We start from the raw sequence: 18091 nt of genomic DNA, 5'->3' as shown, positions 1-18091 counted from the left end.
ATGTCCTACGAGGAGAAGGGGACCTGGCTCTACCTGGTCGTCGCCGTCGTCGGCTACACCGTGTACCTCTCGCTGGTGCTGCCGCAGGTGATCGGCGGGGTCCCGGTCGAGGACGTCGACTACGTGCCGGTCATGCTCTGGACGATCGGCGGCGCGATCGTGCTGACGATCGTGCTGCGGATCCTCGTCGAGATCGTGTTCCCGAGCGAGAGCACCAAGGGCGACGTGCGCGACAAGGAGATCGACCGGCTCGGCACCCGGGTCGGCAGCTCGTTCGTCGTGATCGGCGCGCTCGGTGCCCTCGTGCTCGCGATGGTCGAGGCCGACTGGTTCTGGATCGCGAACGTGATCTACCTGTGCTTCGTGCTCTCGGCGCTGCTCGAGAGCATCACGCGCCTCGTCGCCTACCGCAGGGGCGTGCCGACATGGTGAAGCCCACGAGGGTCACCAACGACATCCGCTCGCTGCGGTTCCGGCAGGGCGAGATGACCCAGGCCGACCTGGCGCAGCGCCTCGGGGTGACCCGCCAGACCGTCATCGCCATCGAGCAGGGGCGGTACTCGCCGTCGCTCGAGATGGCCTTCCAGATCGCGCGGGTGTTCGGGGTCCCGCTCGACGACGTGTTCCAGTACCCCGAGGTCGAGGAGACGAAGCGATGAGGGCAGCGAGGTTCGACCGGTACGGACCGGCCGAGGTGGTGCGGATCGAGGACCGGCCCATTCCCGAGGTGGGCGACGGCGAGGTGCTCGTGCGGGTGGATGCCTCGGCGGTCGGCGTCACCGACGCCGTGAGCCGCTCGGGCAGCCCCTGGATCGCGCGCCTGTTCTTCGGGCTGCGGCGGCCGAAGTACCGCCTGCTCGGCACCGAGTTCGCCGGCACGGTCGAGCGCGTCGGCGCCGGCGTGGCGCGCTTCGCGCCGGGCGACCGGGTCTTCGGCGCGGCCGAGGTGGGTGCGGGCGCGACCGCCGAGTACGTCGTGGTCGGCGAGCACGCCGCCGTCGCGCATGCGCCCATGGGGCTGGACGCCGCGCACGCCGTCGCGACCGTCGACGGCTTCCTGACCGCCCTGCCGTTCCTGCGCGACGCGGGGGAGGTGCGTCCGGGGCAGTCCGTGCTCGTGAACGGCGCCTCGGGCACGGTGGGCTCGGCGGCCGTGCAACTGGCGAAGCACCTCGGGGCATCCGTCACGGCGGTCGCGAGCGGCCCGAACGCGGAGCTCGTGCGCTCGCTCGGCGCCGACCGCGTCATCGACTACACGCGCGAGGACTTCACGACCGAGCGCGACGCCTACGACGTGATCTTCGACGCAGTGGGCAAGCGCTCGTTCGGGGCCTGCCGTCGCGCGCTCACGACGCACGGCATCTACCTCACGACCGTGCCGACCGGCGCGATCATGCTGCAGACGCCGTGGACCCGGCTGTTCCGGCGCGGCCGGCGCGCGGCCATCGCGTTCACCGGCCTGCGCGACTCGAGCGTGAAGGGCCGCGAGCTCGAGCAGCTCACGAGCCTGGTCGAGTCGGGCGCGTTCGTTCCGGTCGTCGACCGGATCCTGCCGCTCGACGACCTCGTCGCCGCGCACCGCCGGGTCGAGACCGGCCGCAAGGTGGGCAGCGTCGTGATCGCGGTGTCGGATGCCGCGGAGCGGGCCGACTCCGTCAGCGAGGCGAACGGGGCCGGCGCATGAGGGCGATCGTGCAGCGCCGCTACGGCGGCCCCGAGGCGCTCGAGCTCGGTGAGGTCGAGGCGCCCGAGCCCGCAGCCGACGAGGTGCTGATCCGCGTCGACGCGGTCGCCGTGAGCGCCGGCGACGTGTTCCTCATGCACGGCGAGCCGAGCATGGTGCGGCTCGCGTTCGGCCTCTCGCGGCCGAGGCAGCCGGTGCTCGGACGCGACGTCGCCGGCGAGGTCGCCGCGGTCGGGTCGGCCGTGACGCGATTCCGCGTCGGAGATCCCGTGTACGGTGAGTCCGACCAGGGCGGCTGGGCCGAGCTCGTCGCGGTGCCCGAGCGCTTCGTCGCGCGGCGACCGTCGTCGATCGACGCGGTGCACGCGGCGGCCGTGCCGGTGTCGGGCACGACGGCGCTGCAGGGCCTGCGGCTCGCCCGCGTCCGGCCGGGCTGGCACGTGCTCGTGACGGGCGCGTCGGGCGGCGTCGGTGGGTTCGCGGTGCAGCTCGCCAAGGCGATGGGCGCCGAGGTCACCGGGGTCTGCCGTGCCGAGAAGGCCGACCACGTGCGTGCCATCGGCGCCGACCACGTCATCGACCACACGACCGAGGACTTCACCGCGCATGCGGGCCGGTACGACGTCGTGTTCGACATGGTCGCCGATCACTCCCTGCGGCGCATCAGCCGCTCCCTGACGCGCGGCGGCACGCTCGTGCTCTCGTCGGGCCGCGGGGGACGCGTGGTCGGTCCGCTCTGGCGCATCGCGGCGGCATCAGTCATGTCGCCCTTCGTGCCGCAGCACCTGCGCCCGCTCGCGGCGAAGCGCGACGGCGACGACCTCGCCGAGCTGACCCGGCGCATCGACGCGGGCGAGGTGCGCCCGGTCGTCGACACGGTGTTCCCGCTCGAGCGGGCCGCCGACGCGGTCGCCAGGTTCGAGGCCGGCGACGTGCGCGGCAAGCTCGTGCTCGCGGTCACCTGACGCTGCGCCGGACGGGCCGCCGTCAGCCGAGCAGCACCGCGCCGTACGCGAGCGCGGCGACGAGCACCCACGAGGTGAGGCCGACCACGAGGGCGCGCCACCCGGTGTGCACGAGCTCGACCACGCGGATCGACGCGCCGAGGGCGAAGAGCGCCGTCGCGAGGAACGCGGTCTGCACGACGTCGGCGCCGGTGAGCAGCCACTCGGGCAGGGGCACGAACGAGTTCAGCAGCACCGCCGCGAGGAATCCGGCGATGAACAGCGGCACGATCGGCGGCCGCGGCCCGGCGGGCTCGATCGCGCGGCGCCGCTCGACCGCGGCGGTGATCGCGACCATCGGCGCGAGCATGAGCACGCGGGTGAGCTTCACGACCACGGCGACCGCGAGCGCCGCCGGTCCCGCGAGCTGCGCGGTCGCCACGACCTGCCCGACGTCGTGCACCCCGGCGCCGACCCAGTGCCCGAAGCCCGTCGCCGACAGCCCGAGCGGATGCCACAGCGCGGGCAGCACGGCGATGGCGAGCGTGCCGCACAGCGTCACGAGCGCCACGGGCACGGCCTGCTCCTCGTCGCGGGCGCGCACGGTCGCCCCCATCGCGCCGATCGCAGACGCACCGCAGATCGCGAAGCCGCTGGCCACGAGCACGGGCTGGTGTCCGGGCAGCCCGAGCGCCCGCCCGAGCCCGATCGTGCCGGCGAACGTCAGCACGACGACGGCGATCGTCGTTGCGATCGTGATCCAGCCGAGGCCCGCGATGTCGACGAGGCTGAGCTTCAGGCCGAGCAGCACGATGCCGAGGCGCAGCAGTCGCCGCGCGGCGAGCTGCAGGCCCGGCGCGAGTCGCCCGGCGAGGGCGGGCTGCAGCGCGGGCACCTGGCCGACCAGGATCCCGAGCGCGACGGCGGCCGTGAGGATCGGCACGGCCGGCACCGCGAGGTGCACGAGCCACGCCACGAGCGCCGCGGAGGCCGCGACGGCGAGTCCCGGCATCCGTTCGCGCATCGCGCTCACGTCGCCCAGGCGGGCGTCCAGAAGTGGAGCTGCCGGAACTGGGGCGTGACGGGCACGCCCGTCCAGATCGGGTAGTAGAACGCCGAGACGAGCAGGGCGAAGCCGAGGAAGATCGCCACGACGGCGATGCCGCGTTCCCGTCGCCAGCGCACGTCGTCGCGGCGGCCGAGCACGAGCATGAGCACCATCGTGAGCGCGAGCATCGTGTACGGCTGGAACGCGATCGAGTAGAACTGGAACACCGTGCGATCGAGGTATCCGAGCCACGGCAGGTACCCGGCGGCGAGGCCGACCAGGATGATGCCGACCTGCCACTCCCGGTAGCGCACGAGCCGGTACAGGAGGTAGAGGCACGCGAGCGCGGCCGCCCACCAGATGAGCGGGTTGCCGATGCCGATGATCGACTCCCAGCAGGTCGCGGCGCCGCATCCGCCCGACCCGTCGTCGGTCGAGGAGAAGTACATGTTCGTGGGCTTGAACATGATGAGCCAGGTGAGCGGGTTCGCCTGCGACGGATGCTCGGCGTGCACGCCGATGTGGTACGTGTACGCGGACTGGTGGTAGTGCCACAGGCTCTGCAGCGCGTGCGGCACCCACGCGAGCCAGCCCGTGGCCTGGTTCTCGGGGGCGTCGGCCCAGTGCCGGTAGTAGCCGCCGTCGGTCGTGAGCCAGCCGGTCCACGACGCGAGGTACACGACGAGCGCCACGGGCACCATCAGGAGGAACGTCACCGGGCCCTGCTTCAGCACCGCGCCGGTGAGCCAGAACGGCACGCCCGCGCGCCGGCGCGCGAGCGCGTCGACCACCACGAGGTAGAGCCCGAACGCCGCGAGGAACCAGGCGCCCGACCACTTCACGGAGCAGGCGGCGCCGAATGCGACGCCGGCCGCGAACACCCAGGGCCGGGCCCAGAGCGCGGGCCCGTAGTGCGGATCGCGCCCCTGCGCGCGGGCATCGGCCAGCCGTCGGGCGAGCTCGCGGGCGGCGTGCTCGCGATCGAGGAGCACGAACCAGAAGCCGAGCAGCGCGAACAGCATGATCCAGTTGTCGAGCAGCGCCACGCGCGACATCACGATGGCGTTGCCGTCGATCGCGAGCAGGAACGCCGCCATCACCGCGACGATGGTCGACGGCCACAGGCGCCGCGCGACCATCGCCAGGACGAACACCGCCACGGTGCCCGCGAGCGCCGTGCTCGCCCGCCACCAGAACGCGCTGTCCGCGCCGAAGACCGCCATGCCGAGCGCGATCATCCACTTGCCGAGCGGCGGATGCACCACGTAGGCCGGGTCGTCGGTGAAGATGTCGGTGTCGCCGCGGGCGAAGTCCGCGTCGGCGTTCTCGGGCCAGGCCGATTCGTAGCCGTTGTGGAGGAGCGTCCACGCGTCCTTCACGTAGTAGGTCTCGTCGAAGATGATGGCCTGCGGGTGCCCCAGGTTCCAGAACCGCAGCACGGCGGCGAGCAGCGTGACGAGGATCGGTCCGCCCCAGTACCAGAGCGTGCGGCGCCGCGGCGTCGAGAGCACGCGACCCCACCAGCGGTCGAGCGGCGTGCCGCGGTCCTCGTCGGCGGCGTGCGCGTGCGCGGGCGCAGGGGATGGCGAGTCGTCGCCGGTCGGCTCGGCCTCGGCTGCGTCGGGATGCCCCGCCGGGTCGTCGTCGGCACGCGCTGCACGCGCGTCGGCGGCGCCGGTCTCAACACCCATGCGCCCCAGAGTAATCGCGCGGACCACCCCCACCACCTTCCCGGCCGGCCATGGGGGACACTGGGGGCATGATCATCCTCGCGGCCACGCCCATCGGCAATCTCGGCGACGCCTCGGCGCGCCTGCGCGAGGCGCTCGAGCAGGCCGCGGTCGTGGCATCCGAGGACACGCGCGTGACCCAGCGGCTGCTCGCCGGCCTCGGCATCCCGAACCGGCCGCGCCTCATCGCGCTGCACGAGCACAACGAGCGGCAGAAGGCCGCCGACCTCGTCGAGCTCGCGCGCGACGAGGACCTGCTCGTGCTCTCCGACGCGGGCATGCCGACGGTCTCCGACCCGGGCTTCCCGCTCGTGCAGGCCGCCGTCGCCGCGGGCGTCGAGGTGACCGCGATCCCCGGCCCGTCGGCCGTGATCACCGCGCTCGCCGTGTCGGGCCTGCCCACCGACCGGTTCGCGTTCGAGGGGTTCCTGCCGCGCAAGGCGGGCGATCGCGCCCGCCGCCTCGCCGAGCTCGCGGGCGACCGCCGAACGCTCGTGTTCTTCGAGGGGCCGTCACGCCTGGCCGTGAGCCTCGAGGCGCTCGCCGAGGCGTTCGGCGCCGACCGTCCCGCCGCCGTGTGCCGGGAGCTCACCAAGCTGCACGAGGAGGTCCGCCGCGGCGGGCTCGGCGAGCTCGCCGCGTGGGCGGCCGATGGCGTGCGCGGCGAGATCTGCATCGTCGTCGGCGGGGCGCCGGAGGGGCCGGCGGATGCCGCGGGGGCGCTCGACCGCGTGCTCGAGCTCGCGGCATCCGGCACCCGGCTGAAGGACGCCGCGGCGCTCGTGGCCGCGGAGAGCGGCCTCGGCAAGCGGGACCTGTACGAAGCGGCGCTCGCGGCGCGCAGGTAGATCAGTCGCTCGCCTGAGCGCACGGGTGCGCCGATGCGCGCACGCCGAACTTCGACCGGCGGCTGAACCGCATCTGGACGCTCCCTGAATGTTCCACCGCGGGCCCCCCGACAGGGGGACAATGGCAGTACCGCACAACGGTGGAGGTGCCACATGGCGCACGCAGTGAGGTTCGCAACGTTCGGCGGCCCCGAGGTGCTCGAGGTCGTGGAGATGCCCACGCCCGAGCCGGGCGAGGGCGAGGTGCTCGTCGAGGTGTTCGCGACGGGGTTGAACCCGGTCGAGAGCGCGATCCGGCGCGGCGACCACCCCGAGCGCTGGCCCGTGGAGCTCCCGGCGACCGAGGGGCGCGACCTCGCCGGCGTCGTGATCGCGACCGGGCCCGGCGCCGAGCGGTTCTCGCGCGGCGACGAGGTCATGGGCTTCGTCTCGCACGGTGCGCAGGCGACGCACGTCGTCGTCCCCGAGGGCAACCTCATGCCACGTCCGCCCGCCCTCTCGTGGGAGGTCGCGGGGTCGCTCTACACGGCGGGCACCATGGCCTGGAGCGCCGTCGAGGGGTTGCAGCTCGGCCCGAGCGACACGGTGGTCGTGACCGCGGCGGCCGGCGGGGTCGGATGCCTCGCGGCCCAGTTCGCCCGCATGCGCGGCGCGACCGTGGTGGGCACGAGCGTCGAGACCCGGTTCGACTTCCTGCGGCAGTTCGGGATCATCCCGACCGGCTACGGCGAGGGCCTCGCCGAGCGGGTGCGGGCGCTGACGCCCGGACCCGTGACCGCGTTCCTCGACTTCCTCGGCGGACAGACCGCCGCGGCCCGTGAGCTCGGCGTGCACGCGTCTCGCGTGCTCACCGTGCTCGACTGGGACGCCGTGGACGAGCACGGCGTGATGCACGTCTCGCCGGGCGACGTGGTCGCCCTCGGGCGAGTCGCCGCGCTCGCGGCGGCACGACGCATCCGCCTGCCCATCGCGGACGTGTTCCCGCTCGACGCCGTGGCCGACGCGTACCGCGCGCTCGACAAGCGCGAGGCGCCCGGCAAGATCGTGCTCGGCCTGCGCATCGTGGACTACCCCGGGCAGCGCGTGCGCGAGCCCGAGATCAAGGAGCAGGACGTCACGCTCGGCGTGCTCACGCCGCACCGGCACCTCGACGTCGAGGAGGCCGTGCCGCCCGCCATCGGCGACGGCAGCGTGCGACGGCGGCACCGGGAGGAGCGCGCCAGGAACGCGTGAACGCGCCGCGCGAACGGCGGCACGGGCGGTGTCGGGGCCGGCACCGCAGGCGAGTCCGCCCGGGGCGTAACCCGGCGGCAGGGGCATCCGCGCGCCCATAGGATTGAGCGCATGGCCGACGCCTCCTCGTTCTACATCACCACGCCCATCTTCTACGTGAACGACGTGCCCCACATCGGGCACGCGTACACGGAGGTGGCGGCCGACGTGCTCGCGCGCTGGCACCGGCAGGCGGGCGAGGACACGTGGTCGCTCACGGGCACCGACGAGCACGGCCAGAAGATCCTCCGCACTGCGACGGCCAACGGCGTGACGCCGCAGGAGTGGGCCGACCGCCTGGTCGACGAGGCGTGGAAGCCGCTGCTGCAGACCATCGACATCGCCAACGACGACTTCATCCGAACGACCGACGAGCGGCACGAGCTCAACGTGCAGCGCTTCCTGCAGAAGCTGTACGACGACGGCCACATCTACACGGGCGAGTACGAGGGCTACTACTGCGTCGGCTGCGAGGAGTACAAGCAGCAGTCCGAGCTCGTCGACGGCACGGGCGAGTACGAGGGCCAGCTCGTGTGCGCCATCCACTCGAAGCCGGTCGAGCTGCTGCACGAGAAGAACTACTTCTTCCGCATGTCCGCGTTCGCCGACAAGCTGCTCGAGCTCTACGCCGAGCGGCCCGACTTCGTGCAGCCCGAGTCCGCGCGCAACGAGGTCGTCTCGTTCGTGCGGCAGGGCCTCGCCGACCTCTCGATCTCGCGGTCGACGTTCGACTGGGGCGTGAAGGTCCCGTGGGACGACTCGCACGTCGTCTACGTGTGGTTCGACGCGCTGCTCAACTACATCACCGCGGTCGGCTACGGCCAGGACGAGGCGGAGTTCTCGCGCCGCTGGCCCGCCCAGCACATCGTCGGCAAGGACATCCTGCGGTTCCACGCGGTGATCTGGCCCGCCATGCTCATGGCGGCCGGCCTCGACGTGCCCCGCGGCGTGTTCGGCCACGGCTGGCTCCTCGTCGGCGGCGAGAAGATGTCGAAGTCCAAGCTCACGGGCATCGCGCCGTCGCAGATCACCGAGACCTTCGGCTCCGACGCGTTCCGGTTCTACTTCCTCTCCGCGATCCACTTCGGCCAGGACGGCTCGTTCTCGTGGGAGGACCTGGCCGCGCGCTACCAGGCCGAGCTCGCCAACGGCTTCGGCAATCTCGCGTCGCGCGTCATCGCGATGATCACGCGCTACTGCGACGGCGTCGTGCCGACCGCCGACGAGCTCTCGGCCGCCGACCATGAGATCGCGGCCATCGAGCAGCGGGCGACGGATGCCTCGTGGTCTGCCGTGAACCGGCTCGCCATCCACGAGGCGATCGCCGCCGCGTGGGAGCTCGTCGACGCCCTCAACGGCTACCTGACCGTCGAGGAGCCCTGGACGCTGGCGAAGGACCCCCACAAGCGCGCCCGCCTCGAGACCGTGCTCGCGACCGCGTACCACGGCCTCGGCACGCTCGCCGTGCTGATGTCGCCCGTGCTCCCCGAGGCGGCGGCGAAGCTGTGGACGGCGCTCGGCGCGCCCGGCACCGTGCAGGAGCAGCGCATCGACCGCGCGAACGAGTGGACGGTGGGCGAGCGCGTGTCGCCGCTCGCGGCGCTCTTCCCGCGCGTCGAGGTCGCCGAGTGACGGAAGCCCGGCCCGAGCACCTCCGCACCCGCTCCGACGGCGGCCGCGCGGCCGAGTATCCGCCGCCGCCCGAGCCGCTCGCCGTCGGCGTGTACGACAACCACACGCACCTCGAGATCGCCGACGGCGCGCTGCCGCTCGACGTGCACGAGCACCTCGAGCGCGCGGCATCCGTCGGGGTCGTGGGGGCCGTGCAGGTGGGCACGGATGTCGCGACGAGCCGCTGGTCGGCCGACCTCGCCGAGCGCGAGCCGCGCCTGCTCGCGGCCGTGGCCCTGCACCCGAACGAGGCGCCCGAGCTCGAGGCCGCCGGAAGGCTCGACGACGCGCTCGCCGTGATCGACGAGCTCGCCGCCCGGCCGCGCGTGCGCGCCGTCGGCGAGACCGGGCTCGACTTCTACCGCACCGGTGAGGACGGACGCGACGCGCAGTTCCGCTCGTTCGAGGCGCACATCGAGATCGCGAAGCGGCACGGCGTCGCGCTGCAGATCCACGACCGCGACGCGCATGACGAGGTGCTCGAGACGTTGCGCCGCGTCGGCGCGCCCGAGCGCACGGTGTTCCACTGCTTCTCCGGCGGCGAGGAGCTCGCGACGACCGCGGCCGACGCCGGCTGGTACCTCTCGTTCGCGGGCAACGTGACGTTCAAGAACGCCGAGAACCTGCGCGAGGCGCTTCGGGTCGCGCCGCTCGACCGCATCCTCGTCGAGACGGATGCCCCGTACCTCACGCCCGTGCCGCTGCGCGGACGCCCGAACGCGCCGTACCTCGTGCCGCACACCGTGCGGTTCATGGCCGAGGTGCTCGGGGCCGATCTCGACGAGCTCTGCGCGCGGGTCGCCGCAAATACCGAGCGCGTGTACGGCTCGTGGGATGATGTGCCCATGGGGGAGACCGGGGCGTGAACGCCCATCGCCATGCGGCCGACGGCGACGAGCCGGCGCCGCGCCTGCTCGGCCCCGCCGAGATCCGCGATCTCGCCGAGGTCCTCGACGTGACGCCGACGAAGAAGCTCGGCCAGAACTTCGTGCACGACGGCAACACCGTCCGCCGCATCGTGCAGGCGGCGGGCGTGCAGCCCGGCGAGACCGTGCTCGAGATCGGCCCGGGGCTCGGCTCGCTCACGCTCGGGCTGCTCGAGGCCGGGGCATCCGTCATCGCGGTCGAGATCGACCGGCGCCTCGCCGAGCAGCTGCCGCACACCGTGCGCCTCATGCAGCCGGGTCGCTCGCTCACGGTGGTGCACGACGACGCGCTGCGGGTCACCGAGCTGCCGGGCGACCCCGTGCGGCTCGTGGCCAACCTGCCCTACAACGTGTCGGTGCCCGTGCTGCTGCACCTGCTCGAGCACTTCCCGACACTGCGCGCGGGCATCGTCATGGTGCAGGCCGAGGTCGGGCACCGGCTCGCGGCCGACCCGGGCTCGAAGGTCTACGGCGCGCCCAGCGTGAAGGCCGCGTGGTACGGCCGATGGCGGCTCGCCGGGCAGGTGTCGCGCATGGTGTTCTGGCCGGTGCCGAACGTGGACTCGGTGCTCGTGGGCTTCGAGCGCGACGAGGAGCCCGGCACCGAGGCCGAGCGGCGCGCGACGTTCGCACTCGTCGACGCGGCGTTCCAGCAGCGCCGCAAGATGCTGCGCCAATCGCTCTCGAGCGTGCTCGGCGGCTCGTCCGCGTCCGCGGCCGCGGCGCTCGAGCGGGCGGGCGTCGATCCGCAGTCGCGTGGCGAGCAGCTGCGCGTCGACGACTTCCTCGCGATCGCACGGGCCTCGGAGACAGCGCGGGCCTGACGGCTCCGGCCTGACGCTCGGCCTGACGGCTCGGCCGACCGCGGCGCGCCTTCCGCGCCTCCGCCGACCGCACTACCGTTGAACCATGGGCACGCCGGTGGGCAGCAACGCCGAGGGCGTCGGCGACGACGCCGTGCGCGCGGCGACGGGTCGGGATCGTGCCGAGTGGTTCGCGCTCCTCGACGAGGCGGGCGCCGCCACGTGGACGCACAAGGACGTCGCGGGGTGGCTCGTGCGCGAGCATGGGGTCGACGGCTGGTGGGCACAGGGCATCACGGTCGGGTTCGAGCAGGCCCGCGGCATCCGTCGGCCCGGCCAGCGGCAGGACGGCACGTTCGAGGCGAGCGTGAGCCGCACGGTCGACCTCGCGCCGACCGACGCGCTGCGGGCGCTCGCCGCCGTGGTCACGCTGCAGCTCGACGTGGATCCGCTCGCGCTCAACCTCACCGCGAAGCATCCGACCGCACGGTTCCCGCTCGAGGGCGGCGAGTACGTGCTCGCGACGGTCAGCCCCGTCGCCGACGGGCGCTCGTCGATCGGCCTCACCTGGGGTCGCATGCCCGACGGCTCGCGGCTCGCCGAGGTCAAGGCGCGCATGCGCGAGTGGCTGCGGGCGGTCGGCTGATCCGGCACGTCCCGCACCGACCCGGCACGCTGCCGCCGGCGGAGCGCTCCGACCGGATAGCGTGGAAACATGACGATCGCGGCGACCGACGAGGCAGTGCACGTCCGGGCGCCCGGCAAGGTCAACCTCTTCATGCGCGTCGGCGAGGTGCAGCCCGACGGCTACCACGACGTCGCCACCGCCTACCAGGCGGTCTCGCTCTACGAGGACGTGAAGGCGTGGCCCGACGACGAGTTCAGCGTCGTGTTCGGCGGCAGCATCGACACGTCGAGCCTGCCGACGGACGCCTCGAACCTCGCGATCAAGGCGGCGAAGCTGCTCGCCCGCACCGCCGGGGTGCCCGGCGGCGTGCACCTCGAGATCGAGAAGCACGTGCCCATCGCGGGCGGCATGGGCGGCGGCTCTGCGGATGCCGCGGCGACCCTCGTGGCCTGCGACGCGATGTGGGGCACCATGCTCTCGAAGGAGGAGCTGCACGCGCTCGCCGCGAAGCTCGGCGCCGACGTGCCGTTCGCCCTCACGGGCGGCACGGCGATCGGCACCGGACGCGGCGACCAGCTCAGCCCCGCGCTCGCCACGGGGTCGTTCCACTGGGTGCTCGCGGTCGCCGAGTTCGGGCTCTCGACGCCCGGCGTCTACCGCGAGCTCGACCGCCGCCGCGAGACCGATCCCCGCCTCAACGCGCCTGCGTCGTCGCCGACGGTCGACGCGGCCGTGCTGCAGGCGTTGCGGGCGGGCGACGCGCACCTGCTCGCCGACGCGCTGCACAACGACCTGCAGGCGGCCGCGCTCGGGCTGGCCCCGGGCCTCGGCGGCATCCTCGAGCTCGGCGAGTCGCACGGCGCGATCGCCGGGATCGTCTCGGGCTCGGGACCCACGGTCGCGTTCCTCGCCGAGGACGCCGACACCGCCCTCGAGCTGCAGGTCGCGCTCTCCGCCGCGCGCCTCAACGCGGTGCACGTGCACGGGCCCGTCTACGGCGCCCGCATCGTGCACGCGTAGGCTCGTCGGGACATGGCACACCTCCTCGGCGCTGAGCGCCTGCACCTCGAGTTCCCGACGCGCACGGTCTTCGACGAGATCACCCTCGGCATCGACGAGGGCGACCGCATCGGCGTCGTCGGCCGCAACGGCGACGGCAAGTCCACCCTGCTGAAGCTGCTCGCAGGGCGGCTCGAGCCCGACGGCGGGCGGGTCACGCACCGCCGCGGCATCCGGATCGGGATGCTCGACCAGGCCGACGCGGTCGACCCGGGCCACACGGTCGCCGAGGCCGTCGTCGGCGGCATCGAGGAGCACGTCTGGGCGGGCGACGCGAAGGTGCGCGACGTCATCGGCGGCCTGCTCGCCGACGTGCCGTGGCAGGCGCAGGTCTCGAGCCTCTCGGGCGGCCAGCGCCGGCGCGTCGCGCTCGCGGCGCTGCTCATCGGCGACTGGGACGTCGTGTTCCTCGACGAGCCCACGAACCACCTCGACGTCGAGGGCATCGCCTGGCTCGCGCAGCACCTGAAGGCCAGGTGGGCCGCGGATGCCGGTGCGCTCGTCGTCGTGACGCACGACCGCTGGTTCCTCGACGAGGTGTGCACGGCCACGTGGGAGGTGCACGACGGCATCGTCGAGCCCTTCGAGGGCGGCTACGCCGCCTACGTGCTGCAGCGCGTGGAGCGCGACCGGATGGCCGCGGCATCCGAGGCGAAGCGGCAGAACCTCATGCGCAAGGAACTCGCCTGGCTGCGTCGCGGCGCGCCGGCGCGCACCTCGAAGCCGAAGTTCCGCATCGAGGCGGCGAACCAGCTCATCGAGGACGAGCCGCCCGCGCGCAATCCGATCGAGCTCAGCCGGCTCGCGGTGTCGCGACTCGGCAAGGACGTCGTCGACCTGCTCGACGTGTCCGTCGTCTACCCGGTGACGGATGCCGCGCCGGACGCGCCCGACGAGAAGACCGTGCTGCACGACCTCGAGTGGCGCATCGCGCCGGGGGAGCGCACCGGCATCCTCGGCGTCAACGGTGCCGGCAAGTCGACGCTGCTCGGACTCGTGACCGGCGCGGTCGAGCCGACGACCGGTCGCGTGAAGCGCGGCAAGACCGTGAAGATCGCGACGCTGAGCCAGGAGCTCGCGGAGCTCGCCGAGTGGAGCGAGCAACGGGTGAGCGCGGTCATCGCGGAGCAGCGCACGAGCTACACGATCGGCTCGGGCTCGAAGTCCGTCGAGCTCACCCCCGGACAGCTGCTCGAGCGGCTCGGGTTCACGAACGCGCAGCTCTCGACGCCCGTGAAGAACCTGTCGGGCGGCCAGAAGCGCCGCCTGCAGCTGCTGCTCATCCTGCTCGCCGAGCCGAACGTGCTCATCCTCGACGAGCCCACGAACGACCTCGACACCGACATGCTCGCCGCGATCGAGGACCTGCTCGACTCGTGGCCGGGCACGCTGCTCGTCGTGAGCCACGACCGCTACCTCATCGAGCGCGTCACCGACCGGCAGTTCGCGATCCTCGACGGGCACCTGCGCGACCTCCCGCGCGGGGTCGACCAGTACCTCGAGCTGCGGAGGCAGGCGGCATCCGGTGGTCGAGGAGCGAGTGCCGAACGCACATCCGGTGGTCGAGGAGCGAGCGCCGAAGGCGCACGCGTATCGAGACCCGAACCTGCTGCTGCGTCGGGTCTCGATACGCCTCCTTCGGGGGCTGCTCGACCACCGATCACTGCCGCACCCGCACTCGCCGGCGCCGAGCGCCGCGCCGCCGAGAAGGAGCTCTCGTCGATCGACCGCCGGCTCGAGAAGCTGCAGGCGCAGATCGCCGAACAGCACGAGCGGCTCGCCCGCCACGACCAGAGCGACTACGTGGGACTCGGCACGCTCGGCGACGAGCTCGCGGGGCTCGAGGCATCCGTCGCGGAGCTCGAGACCCGGTGGCTCGAGGTGTCGGAGGCGCTCGAGGGCTGAGCCGGCGCGGCCCCGAGCACGCGGCGGAACGAACGATGTTCGTGTTGCTCGCAGCATCCGTCGTAACACAGCTTCACATCCGCAGGAACTGTGACCGATCGTGACCTCTCCGGCGAGTGCCCGAAGATCCTTCGCCTAACGTGGAGGTGCGCGAGCGTTCGCGGCATCGAAGCCCCCATCGTTCACCGACCGTGGCGGAGCCATGCCTGCTCCACGCACACCAGCACCCTGGACGCGCGCGCCCATCCGAAAGGGAATCCACCGGAATGTCACGCACCAGCACCAAGATCCTCGCCGCCCTTGCGGCCCTTCCCCTGATCGCCGGCCTCGCCGCCTGCGCCTCGCCTGCAGCGGGCGACGCGGGCGCCGCGGGCGACGACGTCGTGAAGATCGGCGTCGTCGGCAAGGGCGACCCCCAGTGGGCCGCCTTCGAGGAGGCCGCGGCAGCCGAGGACATCCAGATCGAGATCGTCGACTTCGCCGACTACGCGCAGCCGAACCCCGCCCTCACGGAGGGCGAGCTCGACCTGAACCAGTTCCAGCACATCGTGTACCTGGCCGACTACAACGTGTCGGCGGGCGAGGACCTCGCGCCGATCGGCTCGACGGCGATCTACCCGCTCGGGCTGTACTCGCTGAAGTACGACTCCGTGAAGGACATCCCCGCCGGTGAGACGGTCGCCGTCCCGAACGACGCCTCGAACCAGGCTCGCGCGCTGCTCGTGCTGCAGTCCGCCGGGCTCATCGAGCTGAAGAGCGGCGGCACGATCTTCTCCGACCTCGCCGACATCGACGAGGCGAGCTCGAAGGTGGAGGTCACTGCGCTCGAGGCGTCGCTCACGCCGACGTCGCTGCCCGACGTGGCCGCCGCCATCATCAACAACGACTTCGTCGAGGACACCGGGCTCACCTTCGAGGACGCGATCGCGAAGGACGACCCGAGCGACCCGAACGCCCTGCCCTACGTGAACATCTTCGCGGCGCGCGCGGACGACAAGGACGACGCGACCTACCTGAAGCTCGTCGAGATCTTCCAGACCGACCCGGCGGTGCAGGAGGCGCTCGTGGACGCCTCGGGCGGCACGGGCGTGCCGATCGTGACGCCGGTGGAGGACCTCGAGGACTCGCTCGCGAAGGTCGAGGCCGACACGAAGTCCGCCAAGGGCTGATCCGCACCACGATCCACGATCGATCGCCACGAGCGGGCGGCGGGCGCCGAATCGGCCCCGCCGCCCGCCGCGGCGTGCGGAAGGAGCATCCATGGCCCTCGTGAGCCTCACCAACGTCACCAAGACCTACCCGGCCGCCGAGCGCGGCGGGGCGCCGGTGGTCGCCGTCGACGACGTCACGCTCGACATCGAGCCCGGCGACGTCTACGGCATCATCGGCTACTCGGGCGCGGGCAAGTCCACGCTCGTGCGCCTCGTGAACGCGCTCGAGCCCGCGACCTCGGGCTCCATCACCGTCGACGGGCGCGACCTGACGGCGATGCCCGAGCGCGAGCTCCGCGGCATCCGACTCGGCATCGGCATGATCTTCCAGCAGTTCAACCTGTTCGGGTCGAAGACCGTGCAGCAGAACGTCGCGTACCCGCTGAAGGTCGCGGGCGCGTCGAAGTCGGAGATCGAGGCCCGCGTCGCCGAGCTGCTCGACTTCGTGGGGCTCGCCGACAAGGCGCGCAACTACCCCGACCAGCTCTCGGGCGGGCAGAAGCAGCGCGTCGGCATCGCCCGCGCGCTCGCCACGTCGCCGCGGCTGCTGCTCGCCGACGAGGCGACGAGCGCGCTCGACCCCGAGACGACCTACGAGGTGCTCGAGCTCCTGAAGCGCGTGAACCGGGAGTTCGGCGTGACGATCATCGTCATCACGCACGAGATGGACGTCATCCAGTCGATCGCGACGAAGGTCGCCGTGATGGACGGCGGCCGGGTGATCGAGCACGGCGACGTGTTCGACGTGTTCTCCGACCCGCAGAACCCGTCGTCGGCGCGCTTCGTCTCGACCGTCGTGAAGGGCATCCCGTCGCCTGCGGAGCTCGCGGTGCTCCGCGAGCGGCACGAGGGCCGCATCGTCACGATCTCGTTCCGCGACGGCGACGCCTCGCAGGCGTCGGTGTTCCTCGAGCTCGGCGCGGCGGGCCTCGAGTTCGAGCTCGTGTACGGCGGCATCAACGACATCCAGGGGCGCGCGTTCGGGCACCTCACGCTCGCGATCCGGGGCGCGGATGCCGCGATCGACACCGCACTCGAGAGCATCGGCTCCCGCGTCGACGTGACGGAGGCAGCCTGATGGATCGCCTGTTCGAACTCCAGGGCGAGTTCTGGGTCGCCGCCGTCGAGACCCTGTACATGGTGGCGCTCACGCTGCTCTTCGGCGGCATCGCGGGGCTCCTGCTCGGCGTCGCGCTCTACACGACGCGTCCCGGCAGCCTGCTGTCGAACCGCGTCGTCTACAACGTGGTCAACGTCGTCATCAACTTCTTCCGGCCGATCCCGTTCATCATCTTCATCGCGGCGGTGCAGCCGCTCGCGCGGGTCGTGGTGGGCACCGGCATCGGCAACAACGCGCTCATCTTCGCGTTGTCGCTCGCCGCGTCGTTCGCCATCGCGCGCATCGTGGAGCAGAACCTGCTCACGGTGTCGCCGGGCGTGATCGAGGCGGCGCGCGCGATGGGCGCGGGCCCGATCCGGATCCTCGTCACCGTCGTCATCCCCGAGGCGCTGGGGCCGCTCATCCTCGGCTACACGTTCGTGCTCGTCGCGATCGTGGACATGACCGCCGTGGCCGGCCTCATCGGCGGCGGCGGCCTCGGCACGTTCGCGCAAGTGTACGGCTACCGCCAGTTCGAGCCGGTCATCACGTGGGCCGCCGTGCTGCTCATCGTCGTGTTCGTGCAGGGAGTGCAGTTCCTCGGGAACTGGCTTGCGCGGAGGGTGCTGCGGCGGTAGGCGAGTCGTCCTCCACACCTCGCGACGCCCGTTCAGGCTCCACCGAACGGCGCCTGAGCGGATCATCGGTCGGCGACCGTGGGACGTTCGGGTCATGACCCGACTCGACACGACGACCGAACGGACGCATGGCCCCATCCCGACCGACGAGGACATCCGGCAGCGCGTCACTGACCTCTTGAGGAATGCGGTCCGCCGCCAGTGGTGGACGCTCTACCTCGACGACGCCGACGTGCAGCGGCCGGTGCTCATGCCCATGGCGGGCTACCCCGAGGATCCGTACGAACCGTGCGGCGCCGAGGGCACCGTGGCCGAGGTGCTGGCGGGCCGGCTCGCGAGCATCGTCGGCGAGATCGGGGCCGCGAAGGTCGTCTTCGTCTGGGAGCGTCCGGGAGGCGAGGAGCTCACCTCCGGCGACCGGGAATGGGCGGGCGCGCTCGGTGCAGCGTGTCACGCGGCCGGGGTGGAGGTGCGGGCGCAGCTGGTCCTCCACGACCGCGGTGTGCGGTGGATCGCGCCGGACGAGTTCGCGTGAGCGCGGGCGTGCCCGAGTTCGGTGCTGGGGCAGGTCGATTCTGAGGGTGCGCGGCGGGCTCGCCAGGGCTCGGTGCGGGGGCCGGCGCGC

The 18091-nt window shown here is 72.5% G+C and carries 18 protein-coding genes; 16 read left to right on the top strand and 2 right to left on the bottom strand.

The genetic code is table 11. From position 1 onward, the window contains the following. Genes ACWEOH_RS19595 through ACWEOH_RS19580 form a run of 4 tightly spaced genes read left to right on the top strand, consistent with a single transcriptional unit; the run spans window position 1 to window position 2649 of the window. Window positions 1-432 carry a hypothetical protein gene (locus tag ACWEOH_RS19595; RefSeq protein WP_452033825.1) on the top strand — a complete coding sequence of 144 codons (432 nt, stop codon included), beginning with the start codon at window positions 1-3 and terminating at the stop codon, window positions 430-432. Continuing rightward, window positions 426-659: a helix-turn-helix transcriptional regulator gene (locus ACWEOH_RS19590; protein ID WP_148734317.1), complete on the top strand. Its 234-nt coding sequence runs from the start codon at window positions 426-428 to the stop codon at window positions 657-659. The genes ACWEOH_RS19595 and ACWEOH_RS19590 overlap by 7 nt, the downstream gene beginning before the upstream one ends. After that, on the top strand, window positions 656-1684 hold the full coding sequence (locus ACWEOH_RS19585; RefSeq protein WP_452033824.1) for an NAD(P)-dependent alcohol dehydrogenase: 1029 nt from the start codon (window positions 656-658) through the stop codon (window positions 1682-1684). Before ACWEOH_RS19590 ends, ACWEOH_RS19585 begins: the two co-directional genes overlap by 4 nt. Further along, entirely contained in the window at window positions 1681-2649 is a 969-nt protein-coding gene (locus ACWEOH_RS19580) for an NAD(P)-dependent alcohol dehydrogenase (protein ID WP_452033822.1), read from the top strand. Before ACWEOH_RS19585 ends, ACWEOH_RS19580 begins: the two co-directional genes overlap by 4 nt. A gap of 22 nt (window positions 2650-2671) precedes the next feature. On the opposite strand, the gene ACWEOH_RS19575 is transcribed toward ACWEOH_RS19580, so the two are convergent. Together ACWEOH_RS19575 and ACWEOH_RS19570 are read right to left on the bottom strand one after the other, a co-directional pair. Further along, window positions 2672-3652 carry a YeiH family protein gene (locus ACWEOH_RS19575; RefSeq protein WP_452033928.1) on the bottom strand — a complete coding sequence of 327 codons (981 nt, stop codon included), beginning with the start codon at window positions 3650-3652 and terminating at the stop codon, window positions 2672-2674. A 5-nt stretch (window positions 3653-3657) separates the two neighbouring features. Next, complete coding sequence (locus ACWEOH_RS19570) at window positions 3658-5367, bottom strand: dolichyl-phosphate-mannose--protein mannosyltransferase (protein WP_452033820.1); 1710 nt, start codon at window positions 5365-5367, stop codon at window positions 3658-3660. Window positions 5368-5435: 68 nt separating this feature from the next. On the opposite strand from ACWEOH_RS19570, the gene rsmI reads away from it, so the two are divergent. From rsmI to ACWEOH_RS19510, 12 genes are all read left to right on the top strand, one after another. Continuing rightward, entirely contained in the window at window positions 5436-6254 is an 819-nt protein-coding gene (gene rsmI, locus ACWEOH_RS19565) for a 16S rRNA (cytidine(1402)-2'-O)-methyltransferase (protein WP_452033818.1), read from the top strand. A 165-nt stretch (window positions 6255-6419) separates the two neighbouring features. Continuing rightward, a complete protein-coding gene (locus ACWEOH_RS19560; RefSeq protein WP_452033816.1) occupies window positions 6420-7487 on the top strand; it encodes an NADP-dependent oxidoreductase in 1068 nt (355 codons plus the stop codon). 111 nt (window positions 7488-7598) lie between these two features. Continuing rightward, window positions 7599-9158: a methionine--tRNA ligase gene (gene metG, locus ACWEOH_RS19555; protein WP_452033814.1), complete on the top strand. Its 1560-nt coding sequence runs from the start codon at window positions 7599-7601 to the stop codon at window positions 9156-9158. Further along, window positions 9155-10063, top strand: a complete 909-nt coding sequence (locus ACWEOH_RS19550) for a TatD family hydrolase (RefSeq protein WP_452033812.1) — start codon at window positions 9155-9157, stop codon at window positions 10061-10063. The genes metG and ACWEOH_RS19550 overlap by 4 nt, the downstream gene beginning before the upstream one ends. Then, window positions 10060-10947 (top strand): 16S rRNA (adenine(1518)-N(6)/adenine(1519)-N(6))-dimethyltransferase RsmA, encoded by an 888-nt coding sequence (gene rsmA / locus ACWEOH_RS19545; protein WP_452033810.1) that lies wholly within the window; start codon window positions 10060-10062, stop codon window positions 10945-10947. The genes ACWEOH_RS19550 and rsmA overlap by 4 nt, the downstream gene beginning before the upstream one ends. An 85-nt stretch (window positions 10948-11032) precedes the next feature. Continuing rightward, window positions 11033-11572, top strand: coding sequence for a DUF4287 domain-containing protein (locus tag ACWEOH_RS19540; RefSeq protein ID WP_452033808.1), 540 nt, complete (start codon window positions 11033-11035; stop codon window positions 11570-11572). Between the two features lie 69 nt (window positions 11573-11641). After that, entirely contained in the window at window positions 11642-12574 is a 933-nt protein-coding gene (locus tag ACWEOH_RS19535) for a 4-(cytidine 5'-diphospho)-2-C-methyl-D-erythritol kinase (protein ID WP_452033806.1), read from the top strand. 12 nt (window positions 12575-12586) lie between these two features. Next, window positions 12587-14518 (top strand): ABC-F family ATP-binding cassette domain-containing protein, encoded by a 1932-nt coding sequence (locus ACWEOH_RS19530; RefSeq protein ID WP_452033804.1) that lies wholly within the window; start codon window positions 12587-12589, stop codon window positions 14516-14518. 266 nt (window positions 14519-14784) lie between these two features. Continuing rightward, window positions 14785-15687, top strand: a complete 903-nt coding sequence (locus ACWEOH_RS19525) for a MetQ/NlpA family ABC transporter substrate-binding protein (RefSeq protein WP_452033802.1) — start codon at window positions 14785-14787, stop codon at window positions 15685-15687. Between the two features lie 91 nt (window positions 15688-15778). Further along, on the top strand, window positions 15779-16807 hold the full coding sequence (locus tag ACWEOH_RS19520) for a methionine ABC transporter ATP-binding protein (RefSeq protein WP_452033800.1): 1029 nt from the start codon (window positions 15779-15781) through the stop codon (window positions 16805-16807). Then, complete coding sequence (locus tag ACWEOH_RS19515; protein WP_452033798.1) at window positions 16807-17466, top strand: methionine ABC transporter permease; 660 nt, start codon at window positions 16807-16809, stop codon at window positions 17464-17466. The genes ACWEOH_RS19520 and ACWEOH_RS19515 overlap by 1 nt, the downstream gene beginning before the upstream one ends. Before the next feature lie 94 nt (window positions 17467-17560). Further along, a complete protein-coding gene (locus ACWEOH_RS19510) occupies window positions 17561-18001 on the top strand; it encodes a hypothetical protein (RefSeq protein WP_452033796.1) in 441 nt (146 codons plus the stop codon). Window positions 18002-18091 lie beyond the last annotated feature (90 nt).

The organism is Agromyces sp. NPDC004153 (genome assembly GCF_053603635.1).
This window is presented reverse-complemented; position numbering and strand designations above follow the sequence as displayed.

Excerpts from the sequence above, each read along its gene's own strand:
- ACWEOH_RS19595 (WP_452033825.1), top strand. The coding sequence starts at position 1 with ATGTCCTACGAGGAGAAGGGGACCTGGCTCTACCTGGTCGTCGCCGTC.
- ACWEOH_RS19590 (WP_148734317.1), top strand. The coding sequence starts at position 426 with ATGGTGAAGCCCACGAGGGTCACCAACGACATCCGCTCGCTGCGGTTC.
- ACWEOH_RS19585 (WP_452033824.1), top strand. The coding sequence starts at position 656 with ATGAGGGCAGCGAGGTTCGACCGGTACGGACCGGCCGAGGTGGTGCGG.
- ACWEOH_RS19580 (WP_452033822.1), top strand. The coding sequence starts at position 1,681 with ATGAGGGCGATCGTGCAGCGCCGCTACGGCGGCCCCGAGGCGCTCGAG.
- ACWEOH_RS19575 (WP_452033928.1), bottom strand. The coding sequence starts at position 3,652 with ATGCGCGAACGGATGCCGGGACTCGCCGTCGCGGCCTCCGCGGCGCTC.
- ACWEOH_RS19570 (WP_452033820.1), bottom strand. The coding sequence starts at position 5,367 with ATGGGTGTTGAGACCGGCGCCGCCGACGCGCGTGCAGCGCGTGCCGAC.
- rsmI (WP_452033818.1), top strand. The coding sequence starts at position 5,436 with ATGATCATCCTCGCGGCCACGCCCATCGGCAATCTCGGCGACGCCTCG.
- metG (WP_452033814.1), top strand. The coding sequence starts at position 7,599 with ATGGCCGACGCCTCCTCGTTCTACATCACCACGCCCATCTTCTACGTG.
- ACWEOH_RS19540 (WP_452033808.1), top strand. The coding sequence starts at position 11,033 with ATGGGCACGCCGGTGGGCAGCAACGCCGAGGGCGTCGGCGACGACGCC.
- ACWEOH_RS19535 (WP_452033806.1), top strand. The coding sequence starts at position 11,642 with ATGACGATCGCGGCGACCGACGAGGCAGTGCACGTCCGGGCGCCCGGC.
- ACWEOH_RS19530 (WP_452033804.1), top strand. The coding sequence starts at position 12,587 with ATGGCACACCTCCTCGGCGCTGAGCGCCTGCACCTCGAGTTCCCGACG.
- ACWEOH_RS19525 (WP_452033802.1), top strand. The coding sequence starts at position 14,785 with ATGTCACGCACCAGCACCAAGATCCTCGCCGCCCTTGCGGCCCTTCCC.
- ACWEOH_RS19520 (WP_452033800.1), top strand. The coding sequence starts at position 15,779 with ATGGCCCTCGTGAGCCTCACCAACGTCACCAAGACCTACCCGGCCGCC.
- ACWEOH_RS19515 (WP_452033798.1), top strand. The coding sequence starts at position 16,807 with ATGGATCGCCTGTTCGAACTCCAGGGCGAGTTCTGGGTCGCCGCCGTC.
- ACWEOH_RS19510 (WP_452033796.1), top strand. The coding sequence starts at position 17,561 with ATGACCCGACTCGACACGACGACCGAACGGACGCATGGCCCCATCCCG.